General features: G+C 73.3%; 14 protein-coding genes. 1 reads left to right on the forward strand and 13 read right to left on the reverse strand.

Going from position 1 to position 15230, the window contains the following annotated elements:
* Positions 1 to 53: 53 nt before the first annotated feature.
* The 13 genes from secF to pgsA form a co-directional block, all read right to left on the reverse strand.
* On the reverse strand, positions 54 to 1253 hold the full coding sequence (secF, locus tag VSR01_RS05125; RefSeq protein ID WP_326448091.1) for a protein translocase subunit SecF: 1200 nt from the start codon (positions 1251 to 1253) through the stop codon (positions 54 to 56).
* Complete coding sequence (gene secD, locus VSR01_RS05130) at positions 1253 to 3025, reverse strand: protein translocase subunit SecD (protein ID WP_326448092.1); 1773 nt, start codon at positions 3023 to 3025, stop codon at positions 1253 to 1255. The genes secF and secD overlap by 1 nt, the downstream gene beginning before the upstream one ends.
* Before the next feature lie 77 nt (positions 3026 to 3102).
* A complete protein-coding gene (locus tag VSR01_RS05135) occupies positions 3103 to 3555 on the reverse strand; it encodes a preprotein translocase subunit YajC (protein WP_442785647.1) in 453 nt (150 codons plus the stop codon).
* 201 nt (positions 3556 to 3756) lie between these two features.
* Positions 3757 to 4863: a Holliday junction branch migration DNA helicase RuvB gene (gene ruvB, locus VSR01_RS05140; RefSeq protein WP_326448094.1), complete on the reverse strand. Its 1107-nt coding sequence runs from the start codon at positions 4861 to 4863 to the stop codon at positions 3757 to 3759.
* A gap of 147 nt (positions 4864 to 5010) precedes the next feature.
* Positions 5011 to 5622, reverse strand: coding sequence for a Holliday junction branch migration protein RuvA (gene ruvA, locus VSR01_RS05145; protein ID WP_326448095.1), 612 nt, complete (start codon positions 5620 to 5622; stop codon positions 5011 to 5013).
* On the reverse strand, positions 5619 to 6164 hold the full coding sequence (gene ruvC, locus VSR01_RS05150; protein ID WP_326448096.1) for a crossover junction endodeoxyribonuclease RuvC: 546 nt from the start codon (positions 6162 to 6164) through the stop codon (positions 5619 to 5621). The genes ruvA and ruvC overlap by 4 nt, the downstream gene beginning before the upstream one ends.
* A 161-nt stretch (positions 6165 to 6325) precedes the next feature.
* Positions 6326 to 7078, reverse strand: coding sequence for a YebC/PmpR family DNA-binding transcriptional regulator (locus tag VSR01_RS05155; RefSeq protein WP_326448097.1), 753 nt, complete (start codon positions 7076 to 7078; stop codon positions 6326 to 6328).
* A gap of 65 nt (positions 7079 to 7143) precedes the next feature.
* A complete protein-coding gene (pdxT, locus tag VSR01_RS05160) occupies positions 7144 to 7737 on the reverse strand; it encodes a pyridoxal 5'-phosphate synthase glutaminase subunit PdxT (protein ID WP_326448098.1) in 594 nt (197 codons plus the stop codon).
* Positions 7738 to 7749: 12 nt separating this feature from the next.
* The gene (gene pdxS / locus VSR01_RS05165; RefSeq protein WP_326448099.1) at positions 7750 to 8661 is read right to left on the reverse strand and encodes a pyridoxal 5'-phosphate synthase lyase subunit PdxS; all 912 of its coding nucleotides are present in this window, start codon (positions 8659 to 8661) and stop codon (positions 7750 to 7752) included.
* Between the two features lie 173 nt (positions 8662 to 8834).
* Positions 8835 to 9389, reverse strand: coding sequence for a hypothetical protein (locus VSR01_RS05170; protein ID WP_326448100.1), 555 nt, complete (start codon positions 9387 to 9389; stop codon positions 8835 to 8837).
* A gap of 346 nt (positions 9390 to 9735) precedes the next feature.
* Positions 9736 to 10896, reverse strand: coding sequence for a glycosyltransferase family 4 protein (locus VSR01_RS05175; protein ID WP_326448101.1), 1161 nt, complete (start codon positions 10894 to 10896; stop codon positions 9736 to 9738).
* On the reverse strand, positions 10893 to 12002 hold the full coding sequence (locus VSR01_RS05180) for a phosphatidylinositol mannoside acyltransferase (RefSeq protein ID WP_326448102.1): 1110 nt from the start codon (positions 12000 to 12002) through the stop codon (positions 10893 to 10895). Before VSR01_RS05180 ends, VSR01_RS05175 begins: the two co-directional genes overlap by 4 nt.
* Entirely contained in the window at positions 11999 to 12673 is a 675-nt protein-coding gene (gene pgsA, locus VSR01_RS05185; RefSeq protein WP_326448103.1) for a phosphatidylinositol phosphate synthase, read from the reverse strand. Before pgsA ends, VSR01_RS05180 begins: the two co-directional genes overlap by 4 nt.
* 304 nt (positions 12674 to 12977) lie before the next feature.
* Here pgsA and VSR01_RS05190 point away from each other — a divergent pair, with 304 nt between their 5' ends.
* The gene (locus tag VSR01_RS05190) at positions 12978 to 15200 is read left to right on the forward strand and encodes an elongation factor G-like protein EF-G2 (protein ID WP_326448104.1); all 2223 of its coding nucleotides are present in this window, start codon (positions 12978 to 12980) and stop codon (positions 15198 to 15200) included.
* Positions 15201 to 15230 lie beyond the last annotated feature (30 nt).

Consider the following 15230-nt stretch of genomic DNA (forward strand, 5'->3'; position numbering starts at 1 on the left):
GGGCACAAGCGCGCCGCCGCCCGGCGGGAGGCCGGACGGCGGCGGACTGGGCTTCAGCGGCGCTTGCCCGAGGGCCGGCCGCGGCCGCGGTTGGTGCGGTTCGGCTGGTTGCGGACCGGGCGGCTGCCGCTCGCGGAGGAGCCGGCGGCCCGGCCGCGCGGTCCGACGACGCCGGCCGCGGCGGGCGCCGCGTCCTCGTCGTCGTCCGCGTCCGGCGTGTCGGCGGACTCGGCGTCCTCCGGGTCCTCGCCGCGCGCGGCGGCCTGCGCGGCCTTGGCCGCGTCCGAGGCCCGCTTGGCCAGCACCCGCTTGCGCAGCGACCGCATCTGCGGCTCGCGCTCCTTGAACTCGGCGACCAGCGGGGTCGCGATGAAGATCGAGGAGTACGCACCGGCCGTGAGGCCGATGAACAGCGCGAGCGCGATGTCGTTGAGCACACCGGCGCCGAGGATGCCGCCGCCGATGAAGAGCAGCGCGGCGACCGGCAGCAGCGCGACCACCGTGGTGTTGATCGACCGCACCAGGGTGCTGTTGAGGCTGCGGTTGGCGATGTCGCTGTAGGTGAAGCGGGACTGCCGGGTGATGTCCTTGCTGGCTTCCTTCAGACCGTCGAAGACGACGACGGTGTCGTAGAGGGAGTAACCGAGGATGGTCAGCAGGCCGATCACGGTGCCCGGCGAGACCTCGAAGCCCACCAGGGCGTAGACGCCGGTGGTGATGGTGAGGTCGTGCAGCAGGGCGATCAGCGCGGCGAGGGCCATCCGCCACTCGAAGGCGATGGCGAGGTAGATCACCACCAGGACCAGGAAGATGATCAGGCCTTCCAGGGCCTTGTTGGAGATCTGCTTGCCCCAGCTCGGGCCGATGATCTCGGCGTCGATCTGCTGCGACTTCAGACCCAGGTCCTTGGCGATCTCCGGCTGGAGGCGCTTGGACTCGTCGGTGGACAGGTCGGCGATCTGGATGCGCAGGCTGCCGTTGCCGAGCTTCTGGATGGTGGCGTCGTGGCCGCCGGTGTCGCCGCTGATCCGGGACTGCGCCTCGGCCACCGAGATGTTGCTGTGCTTGGGGGTGTTGAAGACGGCGCCGCCGGAGAAGTCGATGCCGAGCTTCAGGCCGTTCACCGCCAGGCCCACGATCGCGACGACGGTCACCAGGATCGAGAAGCCGTACCAGATCTTGCGCTTGCCGACGAAGTCGTACGAGACCTCGCCGCGGTGCAGCCGGTGCCCGAGCTCGCTGAGCTTCGACATCAGGCCTCCTTGGTCTCGTTGCTGATCGGGCGGCGGACGCTGCGCAGCGGCGCCTTGGTGCCGAGCGACTCGGGGTTGAGGCCGGACCACTTGTGGCCCTTGGCGTAGAAGGGGCGCCTGGCCAGGATCGTCATCAGCGGCTTGGTGAACAGGAAGACCACGGCCACGTCGAGCAGGGTGGTCAGACCGAGGGTGAAGGCGAAGCCCTGCACCTTGCCGACGGTGACCACGTAGAGCACCGCGGCCGCCAGGAAGGACACGAAGTCCGACACCAGGATGGTGCGCCGGGCGCGCGGCCAGCCGCGGGCGACCGCGGGTTGCAGCGAGCGGCCCTCGCGCAGCTCGTCCCTGATTCTCTCGAAGAAGACGATGAACGAGTCGGCGGTGATGCCGATGGCGACGATGGCGCCGCAGACGGCCGGCAGGTTCAGCGCGAACCCGATCGCGGTGCCGAGCAGGCACATGATCGTGTAGGTCAGCGCCGCGGAGACGGCCAGCGACAGGACGGCCACGAAGCTCAGGCCGCGGTAGTAGGCCAGCAGGTAGACCACGACCAGCGCGAGGCCGACGGCGCCGGCGATCAGGCCGCCGCGCAGCTGCTCGCCGCCGAGCGAGGCGGAGACGGTGGTCTTGTCCAGGGTCTGGAAGCTCAGCGGCAGCGAGCCGTACTTCAGGGTGTTCGCCAGATTCTCCGCGGAGTTCTGGGTGAAGCTGCCGGAGATCTGGGCGCTGCCGCCGGTCAGGGCGTAGGAGACCGAGGGGGCCGAGACGACGGTGCCGTCCAGGTCGATCGCGAACTGGTTGTTCGGCGAGGTGGCCTTGGCCAGGTCACCGGTGACCTTGGTGAACTGCGAGGCGCCCTTGGAGTCGAAGCTGAGGTTGACCACCCAGCCGTTGCCCTGCTGGTTGTCGAAGGCGGCGTTGGCGCCGTTGACGTTCTTGCCGAGGATGAGCGCGGGGCCGAGGACGTACTTGATCGAGTCCTTCTTGCCCGGGTTCTCGCAGCCGAGCACCTTGTCGGTGGGCTTGGTGTTCGAGCCGACCGCCTGGGCCTGCTTGGTGTCGGAGCAGTCCAGCTTGGCGAAGGCGGCCTGCAGGTCGGCCGGGATGCTGGTGTCGCCGACCTTGCCGGTCGCCGTCGACGAAGACGAGGAGGACGAGGGGGTCGCGGTGGGCGACGGGGTCGGCGCCTTGTCGGTGCCCTTCAGCGCGTCGGTGACCGCGCGGCCCTGCTTGCTCGGCGTGGTGGACGGGGTGCCGGACGCCTTGGACGACGGCGTGGCCGAGCTCTTGGGCGTGGCGCTGCCGGACGGGGTGGGAGTGGCCGACCCGGAGGGCGTGGGGGTCGGGGTCGCGGGGGTGGGCACGCCGTTGTCGACGGCGAGCACCTGGCGGAAGTACAGCAGGGCGGTGGTGCCGACCTGCTTCTCCGCCTCGTCCGCGTTCACGCCCTTGGGGATGTTGACGATGATGTCGCGGCTGCCCTGGACCTGGGTCTCCGCCTCAGACACGCCCATGCCGTTGACGCGCTGGGAGATGATGTCCTTGGCGATGTTCATATTGGTCTTGTTGACCGCGTTCGCCTGATCGGCCTTGGCTTCGAGCGTGATGCTCACGCCGCCCGCGAGGTCGATGCCCAGCCGGGGGGTCTTCTGGTCGGCGAGGAAGATCCCGCCGGTCAGCGCCACCAGCGCGATGAGGATCACGGCCAGAGCGCGCCCGGGGTATCCCTGGTTCCCCGAGGACCTGCGGCCCTTCTTGGCTGCTGCCACCTTCTTGTTTCTCCCTGTCCTACCGTCCCGCGAGCCTGCGCGCTCGAAGGGCGGCCACGAGTGTTGGAGCCGGACCCTTACTTCGCGCTGTCGGACGACTTCCCGAGGTCGACCACGGCGGCGTCCCGGTCGCCGTCCTGCTGCTTCGCGGAGGCGGACGCGTCCCCGCCGTCCTGCTCCGCCGCCTCGTGGGCGCCGTCGCCGGCGTCGGCGGAGTCGGCCGGAGCGTCCGTGTCGTCCCCGTCGGCCGTGTCGTGGAGGCCCTCGGGCTCCTCCGGCTCGATGCCGTGCACGATCCGGTTGAACTCGTCCTCGCCGAGGACCGCGCCGATCGCGTTCTTCGCGAAGTGCGCGTGCACGCCGTCCGTCAGCTCCAGGAGGACCGTGTCGTCGTTGACCTCCTTCACCACGGCGTAGAGACCGCCGATGGTGCGGACGCCGGCACCGGGCTCCATCTGGTTGCGCATCTCGACGGCCTGGCGCTGCTTGTTCCGCGCCGAACGGGTCATGAGGATCATGGCGCCGATCATGACGACGAAGATGAGGATCACGGGGTTCACGGTCTGGACGTTCCTTCGCACGGCCGGTGTGGAGGTCGGCCTGGGTTTCGGGATGTGTGTGCCGATCCACAGGAAAGGAAGGGCGCGTCGGCGGAGTCTAAGCGCTGGCTCGCCGTGGTAACAACGCCCAGCGTGGCACAGCAGTTCCTGAACGTGTGAGTCTAGCCGAGATCAGGGACCGAAAAGACCGCTCTGTCCCGGTCCGGGAGCACCCGTCCCCGGCGCCCCGCCGCCCCCGCCCGCCCCGTACGCCTGGCCCGGCGGCGGCGTCAGGCCCAGGTGGGCCCAGGCGGCCGGGGTGGCCACCCGGCCCCTGGGGGTGCGGGCCAGCAGCCCCTCGCGGACCAGGAAGGGCTCGGCCACCTCCTCGACCGTCTCCCGCTCCTCGCCGACCGCGACGGCCAGCGTGGACAGCCCCACCGGGCCGCCGCCGAAGAGCTGGAGCAGGGCGCGCAGCACCGCGCGGTCCAGCCGGTCCAGCCCCCGGCCGTCGACCTCGTAGACCTCCAGCGCGCTGGCGGCGATCTCCCGGGTGATGACGCCGTCGGCCCGCACCTGCGCGTAGTCGCGCACCCGGCGCAGCAGCCGGTTGGCGATGCGCGGGGTGCCGCGGGAGCGGCCGGCGATCTCCGCGGCGCCGCCGGCGGCCACCTCGACGTCCAGCAGCCCGGCCGAGCGGTGGATGACGCGTTCCAGCTCGGCGGGGGCGTAGAACTCCATGTGCGCGGTGAAGCCGAAGCGGTCGCGCAGCGGCGGCGGCAGCAGTCCGGCCCTCGTGGTGGCGCCGACCAGCGTGAACGGCGGCAGCTCCAGCGGGATGGCGGTGGCGCCCGGGCCCTTGCCGACGACCACGTCGACCCGGAAGTCCTCCATCGCCATGTACAGCATCTCCTCGGCGGGCCGGGACATCCGGTGGATCTCGTCGAGAAAGAGGACCTCGCCGTCCTGCAGCGAGGACAGGATCGCCGCGAGGTCACCGGCGTGCTGGATGGCGGGGCCGGAGGTGATGCGGATCGGCGCGCCCATCTCCGCGGCGATGATCATCGACAGGGTGGTCTTGCCCAGGCCCGGGGCGCCGGAGAGCAGGACGTGGTCGGCGGTGCCGCCGCGCTGCCTGGCCGCCTTGAGCACCAGGTCGAGCTGCTGGCGGACCCGCTCCTGGCCGATGAACTCGGTGAGGTCCTTGGGCCGCAGCGCCGCCTCCACCGCCTGGTCCTCGCGGTCGGCTGCGGCGCCGACCAGTCGCTCGGGGGTCTCGGCGGGGTCGTCCCAGTTCATCGTGGTCTCTCGGATCGGGTGCGGGTACCGGGCGTCATCGGGTGCGGCTCCCGCGCGGCCGGCGTGCCGCGGCTCGGGGGCGCGCGGGGTGCGGGGGCGTGGCGCGGGGGCGCGCGGTGTGCGGGCGCGCGGCGTGCGGGCGGCGGCTCATCGGGTGCGGTTGAGGCTCTGCAGGGCGGCCCGCAGCAGCGCGCCGACATCGGGCTGCGCGGCGGCCTCGGCCTGCGGCTCCACCGCGGCCACCGCCTCGTCGGCCTCCCGCAGCGCATAGCCGAGGCCGAGCAGCGCGGCGTGCAGCTGCTCGCGCCAGGACGCGCCGACCGGGGCGCCGACGCCGCGCCCGGCGCCCGCGCCGACCGGCTCGCCCAGCCGGTCCTTCAGCTCCAGCAGCAGCCGCTGGGCGCCCTTCTTGCCGATGCCGGGCACGGCGGTCAGCGCCTTCTCGTCGCCGGCCGCGACGGCCGCCCGCAGGGCGTCCGGGCGGTGCACCGCCAGCATCGTCTGGGCCAGCCGCGGTCCGACGCCGCTGACGGTCTGCAGCAGCTCGAAGACCTGCCGCTCGTCCTCGTCGGCGAAGCCGTACAGCGTCAGCGAGTCCTCGCGGACCACCAGGGAGGTGGCCAGCCGGGCCTGCTCCCCCACCCGCAGCGCGGCGAGCGTGCCCGGCGCGCACTGGACGGCCATGCCGACGCCGCCCACCTCGATCACCGCGGTGTCCGGTGCGAGTGCGGCCACCTGGCCGCTGACGAAGGCGATCACGCGCGGGGCTCCTGGATGCGTACGGTCGGGGGACGGCGGGCGGCGACGGCCTGCTGGATGCGGGTGGCGGCGGCGCCGCGCCAGATGTGGCAGATGGCCAGCGCCAGCGCGTCCGCGGCGTCGGCCGGCTTGGGCGGGGCGTCCAGCCGCAGCAGCCGCGTCACCATCGCGCCGACCTGCGCCTTGTCGGCGCGGCCGCTGCCGGTCACCGCGGCCTTGACCTCGCTGGGGGTGTGCAGGTGCACCGGCAGGCCGCGGCGCGAGGCGCACAGCAGGGCGACCGCGCTGGCCTGCGCGGTGCCCATCACCGTGCGGACGTTGTGCTGGCTGAAGACGCGCTCGACGGCGACGGCCTGCGGGCGGTGCTCGTCCAGCCACGCCTCGATGCCGCGCTCGATCAGCACCAGCCGCTCGCCGATCGGGGCGTCCGCCGGGGTGCGCACCACGCCGACGCCGACCATCGACAGCCGGCCGCCTGGCGCGCCGTCGACCACGCCGACGCCGCACCGGGTCAGCCCCGGGTCCACGCCCAACACCCGCACCGCGCGCCTCCCTTCGCACCGCCGTTCGCCCTGTTCCGGCAGGCTATCGGTTGCCGCCGACAATCGGCGGACCATGCGGAAGGGGCCGGCCGGGTGTGTCCCGGCCGGCCCCTTCCGCGCGTGTGCCGCCGGCTGTCGGCGGGTCGGCCCGCTGCGGCGGGTCAGGCGTCGACCTTCTCCATGATCTCGTCGGAGACGTCGAAGTTGGCGAAGACGTTCTGCACGTCGTCGCTGTCCTCCAGCGCGTCGATCAGCTTGAAGATCTTGCGCGCGCCGTCCTCGTCCAGCTCGACCTGCATGGTCGGCAGGAAGTTGGCGTCCGCCGAGTCGTAGTCGATGCCGGCCTCCTGCAGCGCCTTGCGGACCGGCACCAGGTCGGTGGCCTCGCTGATCACCTCGAAGGAGTCGCCGAGGTCGTTGACCTCCTCGGCGCCCGCGTCGAGCACCGCGCCGAGCACGTCGTCCTCGGACAGGTCGCCCTTGGGGACGATCACCACGCCCTTGCGGTTGAACAGGTACGACACCGAGCCGGGGTCGGCCATCGAGCCGCCGTTGCGGGTCATCGCGACGCGGACGTCGGAGGCCGCGCGGTTGCGGTTGTCGGTCAGGCACTCGATCAGCACCGCCACGCCGTTGGGGCCGTAGCCCTCGTACATGATGGTCTGGTAGTCGGCGCCGCCGGCCTCCTGGCCGGAGCCGCGCTTGACCGCGCTGTCGATGTTCTTGTTCGGCACCGACTGCTTCTTGGCCTTCTGGATGGCGTCGAAGAGGGTCGGGTTGCCGTCGGGGTCGGCGCCGCCGGTGCGGGCGGCGACCTCGATGTTCTTGATCAGCTTCGCGAAGAGCTTGCCGCGCTTGGCATCGATCACGGCCTTCTTGTGCTTCGTCGTAGCCCATTTAGAGTGGCCGGACATCCGACAGTCTCCTTCGCGTCACCTGGTGCATTCTTCGTCGCGCCGTCGATCCTACCGGTGAAGCGTCAGCTCCTTGTGCGCACGGCGGTCACGAAGAGTTCGTGGACCCGGTGGTCGCCGGTCAGCTCGGGGTGGAAGGACGTCGCCAGCACGTTGCCCTGGCGGACCGCCACGATGTGGCCGCCGTGCTCGGCGAGCACCTCGGCGCCGGCGCCGACCGACTCCACCCACGGCGCCCGGATGAACACGCCCTGCACCGGGCCGCCCGGCACGCCGCGCACGTCGACCTGCGCCTCGAAGGACTCGTTCTGCCGGCCGAAGGCGTTGCGCCGCACGATCATGTCGATGCCGCCGAAGGTCTCCTGGCCGGACCGGGGGTCGAGGATCTTGTCGGCGACCATGATCAGGCCGGCGCAGGTGCCGTACACCGGCAGCCCGTCGCGGATCGCCGCGCGCAGCGGCTCGGTCAGGCCGAACAGCGCGGCCAGCTTGGAGATGGTGGTGGACTCGCCGCCCGGTATCACCAGGCCGTCGACGCCCGCCAGTTCCTCGGGGCGCCGGACCGGCACGGCCGCGGCGTCCGCCGCGGCCAGTGCCGCCAGGTGCTCCCGTACGTCGCCCTGGAGCGCCAGGACGCCGATGGTGGGACCGCTCGTCATCGTCGCCGCGCCCTACCAGCCGCGCTTGGCGTACTGCTCGGACTCCGGGAGGGTGTCGATGTTGATGCCGACCATGGCCTCGCCGAGGTTGCGGGAGGCGTCCGCGACCACCTTGGGGTCGTCGAAGAAGGTGGTGGCGCGGACGATGGCCGCGGCGCGCTTGGCCGGGTCGCCGGACTTGAAGATGCCGGAGCCGACGAAGACGCCCTCGGCGCCGAGCTGGCGCATCAGCGCGGCGTCCGCGGGGGTGGCCACGCCGCCGGCGGAGAACAGCACCACGGGCAGCTTGCCCAGCTCGGCGACCTCCTTGACCAGCTCGTACGGGGCGCGCAGGTCCTTGGCCGCGGCGTACAGCTCGTTGTTGTCCAGGCCGCGCAGCCGGGAGATCTCGCCCTTGATCTGGCGCAGGTGGCGGACCGCCTCCACCACGTTGCCGGTGCCGGCCTCGCCCTTGGAGCGGATCATCGCCGCGCCCTCGGCGATCCGCCGCAGGGCCTCGCCGAGGTTGGTGGCGCCGCACACGAAGGGGGTGGTGAACGCCCACTTGTCGGAGTGGTTGACCTCGTCGGCCGGGGTGAGCACCTCGGACTCGTCGATGTAGTCCACGCCGAGCGCCTGGAGCACCTGGGCCTCGACGAAGTGGCCGATCCGGGACTTGGCCATCACCGGGATGGAGACGGCGTTGATGATGCCCTCGATCATGTCCGGGTCGGACATCCGGGCCACGCCGCCCTGCGCGCGGATGTCGGCGGGCACCCGCTCCAGGGCCATGACGGCGACCGCGCCCGCGTCCTCGGCGATCTTCGCCTGCTCGGGCGTGACGACGTCCATGATCACACCGCCCTTGAGCTGCTCGGCCATCCCGCGCTTGACGCGAGCGGTGCCGGTCTCGGGGGTGGTGGCGGTGGACGGTGTGGTGGACAAGGTGACCTCACTCCTGACGTACGGAACGCGGCGGGCCGCCGGGCGGGCGGCCCCTGGGCCGTGGCGGGGCCACGGTCGTCTCCATCGTCCGGCGGTGGGCGGGTGGCCGAAAAGGGCCAATTCCGCGCAGGTGGCTTCTCCGGTGGCGCGGGTGGACCGCCCGGCCCGGACGGTCAGCGCAGGACCGAGGCGCCGCCCTCGGAGGTGAGGTGGGGCGGCGGCTCGTCGTCCATCTCGAAGGCGAGCGGGAAGGGTGCGTGTCCGGCCAGGCGCAGCCAGCGCACCAGGCGGTGGTCGCGGACCGCGCGGGCGGCCCGCACGGCGTCGTTGTGGAACCGCCGGGCCATCGGCACCCGCCGTACGCACTGGGTGAGTTCGCCGATCGCCGCCGCGCCCCCGGGGGCGTCGCCGACCGCGGCGACGGTCTCCCGCTCGGCGAAGACCGCGCGCAGCGCCTGGCTCAACTCGCTCTCGGCGACCTCGCGTTGTTCCGGCTCCGCCTGGCGGGCCGCGTGCGCGGACTCGTACAGCACGATGGAGGCGGCGGGGTCGAGCAGGCCCGCGGTCGCCAACTCCTGGGCGACCGAGGCGCGGCGCAGCAGTTGCGCGTCGAGCGCGGCGCGGGCGGCGTCGATCCTCGCGTGGAGCCGGTCGAGGCGACCGGCGGTCCAGCTCAGGTAGAGCGCGACGGCGATCACCGCGAGGGCGATCCAGATCCAGGCAGTCATGGTCCGGCTACGGTACCGGGTGCTCCCGGGCGATCCTGCCCGTCCGGGCTGCCCTTCCCTCCCGGCTGCCGGATCTTCCTCCGGTGGGCCTCTCCGCCCGTCCGGGCTGCCCCTCCCTCCCGGCTGCCGGATCTTCCCCCGGTGGGTGGCTGGTCGCGCAGTTCCCCGCGCCCCTTGAACGCACCGCTCGGCGCGAGCGCATCAGGGGCGCGGGGAACTGCGCGACCAGCCCACTACTTGGGGAAGGTCCGGATCGAAAGGGATCGGGGCAGCCCGGACGGGCGGAGAGGCCCACCGGGGAAGGTCCGGGCAGCGGGGGCCGGGAGGGTCGACGGGGCGGCCCCCGTCAGTCGCGCGAAGCGCGCAGGCGGGCGAGGAACCCCACCCGGTCGTCCGCCGCGACGTGCGTCGCCCCCGCCGTGACCGTCTCGTAGACGGACAGGATGTCCCCGCCCACGACGGACCAGTCGAAGCGCCGCACATGCGCGGCCCCCCGCTCCCGCAGCTCCGCCCGCCGCCCCGGATCGCCGAGCAGCCGCACCGCCGCCGCGGCCAGCGCCTCCGCGTCCTCGTTCGCGTACAGCTCCCCCGCCGCCCCCTGGTCCAGCACCTGCGCGAACGCGTCGAGATCGCTGGCCAGCACCGGCGCGCCCGCCGACATCGCCTCGACCAGGATGATCCCGAAGGACTCGCCGCCGGTGTTGGGCGCGACGTACAGGTCCACGCTGCGCAGCAGCCGCGCCTTGTCCTCGTCGCTGACCATGCCGAGGAACTCCACCCGCTCGCGCATCGCGGCCGGCAGGCCCTCGACCGCCTGCTCCTCGTCGCCGCGCCCCGCGACCAGCAGGCGGACCCCGGGGCGCTGCTCCAGGATCGCCGGCAGCGCCCGCATGAGCACCGGGAGGCCTTTGCGCGGCTCGTCGATGCGCCCGATGAAGCCGATGGTGTCGCCCTGCCACTCCTTGCGCGGTTCGGCGCGGGCGAAGAAGTCGACGTCCACGCCGTTGGGGATGACCACCGCGTCGCCGCCGAGGTGCTCGACCAGGGTGCGCCGGGCGTACTCGCTGACCGCGATGCGGGCCCTGATCTTCTCCAGCGCGGGCTGCAGGATCGGGTACGCGGCGATCATCGCGCGCGAGCGCGGGTTGGAGGTGTGGAAGGTCGCCACGATCGGGCCCTGCGCGGCCCAGCAGGACAGCAGGCCGAGCGAGGGCGACGCGGGCTCGTGGATGTGGATGACGTCGAAGCCGCCGTCGTGCAGCCAGCGCCTGACCCGCGCGGCCGACAGGAAGCCGAAGTTGAGCCGGGCCACCGAGCCGTTGTACGGCACCGGCACCGCGCGGCCGGCCGAGACCGCGTACGGCGGCAGCGGCGTCTCGTCGTCGGCCGGCGCGAGCACGGAGACCTCGTGGCCGAGCCCGATGAGGTGCTCGGCCAGGTCCCGGATGTGGAACTGGACGCCGCCGGGGACGTCCCAGGAGTACGGGCAGACGATCCCGATCCTCACGCGTTCTCCGTCCCGGAGCCGTCGCCGCCGACCGTCGCGCTGCCCGTCCCGCCGTCCTCCGCACCACCCGCCGTGCCGGACGCCGTGCCGCCCGCCGCCGTGCCGCCCGCCGCCGCGCCACCCGCCGCACCGGCCGCCGTGCCGGACTCCTCCGCACCGCCCGCCGCCGCGCCTGCCGCCTGCGGCCGGGGCGGCAGATCCGCCAGCCACAGTCGCTGCAGCATGTGCCAGTCCTGCGGGTGCTCGGCGATCCCCGAGGCGTACGCGTCGGCGAGCCGCTGCGTCATCACGGCCGTGCGCCGCGCCCGGTCGCCGTCCGCGGGGACCTCCACCGGCGGGTGGACGCGGCCCTGCATGACGGGCGAGTCGTCGTACCAGAGGGTGACCGGCAGCAGCAGCGCGCCGGTCTGCTGGGCGAGCATCGCCGGTCCCGCGGGCATCCGCGTCTTCTCGCCGAAGAAGTCGACCTCGACGCCGTTCGCGGACAGGTCGCGGTCGGCGACCAGGCAGACCAGGCCGCCGGCTCGCAGCCGCCGGGCCAGGGTGCCGAAGGCGGCGCCGCCGGTGTGCGGCAGCACCTCCATGCCCAGGCCCTCGCGGTAGGCGACGAACCGGTCGTACAGCGTCTCGGGCTTGAGCCGTTCGGCGACCGTGGTGAACGGCGTCTCCAGCTTGGTGGTGACCCACGCGCCGGCCAGGTCGTAGTTGCCCATGTGCGGCAGCGCCAGGATGACGCCGCCCCCGGCGGCGAGCCCGCCGGTGAGGTAGTGCACGTCCGCGGGGTCGAAGCCGCCGCGGATGCGGTCCTTGCTCCACGCCGGCAGCCGGAAGGACTCCATCCAGTACCGCAGGTACGAGCGCATGCCCGCGCGGGACAGCTCGCGCAGCCGCGCCTGGTCCGCGTCCGGCACGACCCGTTTCAGGTTGGCCTCCAGCCGCCGCACGCCCTTGCCGCGACGCCGCCAGGCGGCGTCGGCGATGCCGCGGCCGAGCGCGGCGGCGGCCGGCTCGGGCAGCGTCTTGACCGCGCCCCAGCCCAGTCCGTACAGCCCGTCGGTCAGGCTGCCCCTGAGCCGGGCGGCCCGGGAGGCGTCCCCGTCGCTCACGCGCCGCTCCCCTGGCCGGCCTTCTCCAGCGCCACGGCGGCGTCGGCCTCCGCGGCCTCGCGGCGCACCGTGACCACCCGCTGGATCAGCGTGATCAGGCTGCCCACGGCGACCACCCACAGCGCGACCGGCAGCAGCCACTGGATGCCCGGCACGCCGAAGGTGCGGTGGAAGCCGGCGAAGCCGCACAGCACCAGGGTGATGACCAGCCGCTCGGAGCGCTCGACCAGGCCGTTGACGTTCACCGGCAGCCCGATCGCCTCGCCGCGGGCCTTGGTGTAGGACACCACCTGGCCGCTGGCCAGGCAGAAGAGCGTCACCGCGCAGAGCGTGAGGTTGTCGCCCTTGCCCGCGTACCACATGGCCAGGCCGCCGAAGACCGCGCCGTCGGCGACCCGGTCGAGGGTGGAGTCCAGGAAGGCCCCCCAGCGGCTGGAGCGGTTCATCTGCCGGGCCATGTTCCCGTCGATCATGTCGGAGAACACGAAGCAGGTGATGACGACGGTGCCCCAGAAGAACTGGCCCATGGGGTAGAAGACCAGGGCGCCGGCGACGACGCCGGCGGTGCCGATCAGGGTCACCGCGTCGGGCGAGACGCCCTTGCGCAGGAGGAACGCGGCGAACGGCGTGAGAACACGCGTGAAGAACGCACGCGCGTACTTGTTCAGCATGGTCTTCCCGACGGGTCGGTGCGGATGATGTGCTTCCCCGCGGCCTGCGGGAGTGCGGCCCGCGCGCTGCGGGTGCGCCCGCCGCGCGGCCACCGGATGGCCCATCGTAGCCAGCCGCGCGACCCGGATCGCGTGTGGCACCTCAACGACGTATGGACGGACCGTGACGATGGTGGGAAGGTCGAATGACCGAGGGCGTCGCCGTGGCCGCCCCGAGTCGTCCGCGGTCCCTCCGACGCCCTGATTCGCGCGCCCGCCCCGCGGGCGCGGTCCCCCATGCGGTGAGGACCGGGAGGCGAGACACATGGGTGGTGCGTCGGACAGGAACAACGGGCAGCCAGGGGCCGCCGGAGGGGCACCGGAGGCCGGCCGCCCCGAGGACATACGGAACGTGGTGCTGGTCGGCCACAGCGGTGCGGGCAAGACGACGCTGGTGGAGGCGCTCGCGCTGGCCACCGGCGCGATCAACCGGGCGGGCCGGGTCGAGGACGGCGGCTCGGTCTCCGACCACGACGAGATCGAGCAGCGCCAGCGGCGCTCGGTGCAGCTGTCGCTGGTCCCGGTGGAGTGGGACGGCATCAAGATCAACATACTGGACGCCCCCGGCTACGCGGACTTCGTCGGGGAGCTGAGGGCCGGTCTGCGGGCTGCGGACGCGGCCCTCTTCGTCGTCTCGGCGGCGCAGGACGGCGAGGGCATCGGCGGGGCGACCCGGCTGGTGTGGGACGAGTGCGCCGCGGTGGGGATGCCCCGCGCGGTGGTCGTCACGCACCTGGAGTCCGCGCGGGCCGGCTTCGAGGAGACCGCCGCGCAGTGCGCGGCCGAGCTGGGCGGCGACGACCCGGACGCGGTGCTGCCGCTCTACCTGCCGCTGCACGGCGAGCCGGGCCCGGACGGGCACGCGCCGGTGACCGGCCTGGCCGGGCTGCTGTCGCAGCGGGTCTACGACTACTCCGGCGGCGAGCGCCGGGAGGCCGAGCCGGACGCCGGGCTGCTGCCGGAGCTGCGCGAGGCGCGCAACCGGCTGATCGAGGGCATCATCGCCGAGAGCGAGGACGAGACCCTCATGGACCGCTATCTGGGCGGCGAGGAGATCGACGTCGCCACGCTGATCGCCGATCTGGAGCGGGCGGTGGCGCGCGGCGCCTTCCACCCGGTGCTGCCGGCCGCGCCCGCGGCCGACGGCGCCCGGCAGGGCCTGGGCGCCCTGGAGCTGCTCGAACTGATCACCCGCGGCTTCCCGACCCCGCTGGAGCGCGCCGCCCCGCCGGTGACCAGCCCGGACGGCACGCCGCTCGGGCAGCCGGCGTGCGACCCGGGCGGCCCGCTGGCCGCCGAGGTGGTCAAGACCTCCTCCGACCCGTACGTCGGCAGGATCAGCCTGGTGCGGGTCTTCTCCGGCACGCTGCGGCCCGACGAGACGGTGCACGTCTCGGGGCACGGCATGGAGGACCGCGGCCACGAGGACCACGACGTGGACGAGCGGGTCGGCGCGCTGTCGTCGCCGTTCGGCCGGCAGCAGCGGCCGGTGTCCGCCGCGGTGGCCGGGGACCTGGTGTGCGTGGCCAAGCTGGCCCGCGCGGAGACCGGCGACACCCTGTCGTCCAAGGAGCACCCGCTGCTGATGGAGCCCTGGCAGATGCCGGACCCGCTGCTGCCGGTGGCGATCGAGGCGCACAGCAAGGCCGACGAGGACAAGCTGTCGCAGGGGCTGGCGCGGCTGGTCGCCGAGGACCCGACGATGCGCCTGGAGCAGAACCCGGACACCCGCCAGGTGGTGCTGTGGTGCCTGGGCGAGGCGCACGCGGACGTGGCGCTGGAGCGGCTGCGCAGCCGGTACGGCGTGCAGGTCGACGCGGTGCCGCACAAGGTGGCGCTGCGCGAGACCTTCGGCGAAAGTGCTGCGGCCCGCGGCCGGCACGTCAAGCAGTCCGGCGGGCACGGTCAGTTCGCGATCTGCGAGATCGAGGTGGAGCCGCTGCCGGTGGGCTCGGGCATCGAGTTCGTGGACAAGGTGATCGGCGGCGCGGTGCCGCGGCAGTTCATCCCGTCGGTGGAGAAGGGCGTGCGGGCGCAGGCGGCCCGCGGCGTCGGCCTCGGCTATCCGGTGGTGGACATCCGCGTCACGCTCTCGGACGGCAAGGCGCACTCGGTGGACTCCTCCGACGCCGCCTTCCAGACCGCGGGCGCGCTGGCGCTGCGCGAGGCCGCCTCGGCCTGCCGCATCCACCTGCTGGAACCGGTGGACGAGGTGGGGGTGCTAGTGCCCGACGCCTTCGTGGGGCCGGTGATGAGCGATCTGTCCTCGCGCCGCGGCCGGGTGCTGGGCACCGAGCCAGGCCCGGGCCGTTCGCTGGTACGGGCGGAGGTGCCGGAGATCGAGATCGGCCGGTACGCGGTGGACCTGCGGTCGCTGTCGCACGGCACCGGCAGGTTCAGCCGGCACTACGCACGGCACGAGCCGATGCCGGCACAGGTAGCGGCGCGGCTGCGGGAGCAGGAGGAGCGGCAGGCCGCCGCGCACTGATCCGCGGCGGGCGGGCTGCGCGTCCGGGCG

Source organism: Actinacidiphila sp. DG2A-62 (assembly GCF_035825295.1).
Classification (GTDB): Bacteria; Actinomycetota; Actinomycetes; order Streptomycetales; family Streptomycetaceae; genus Actinacidiphila.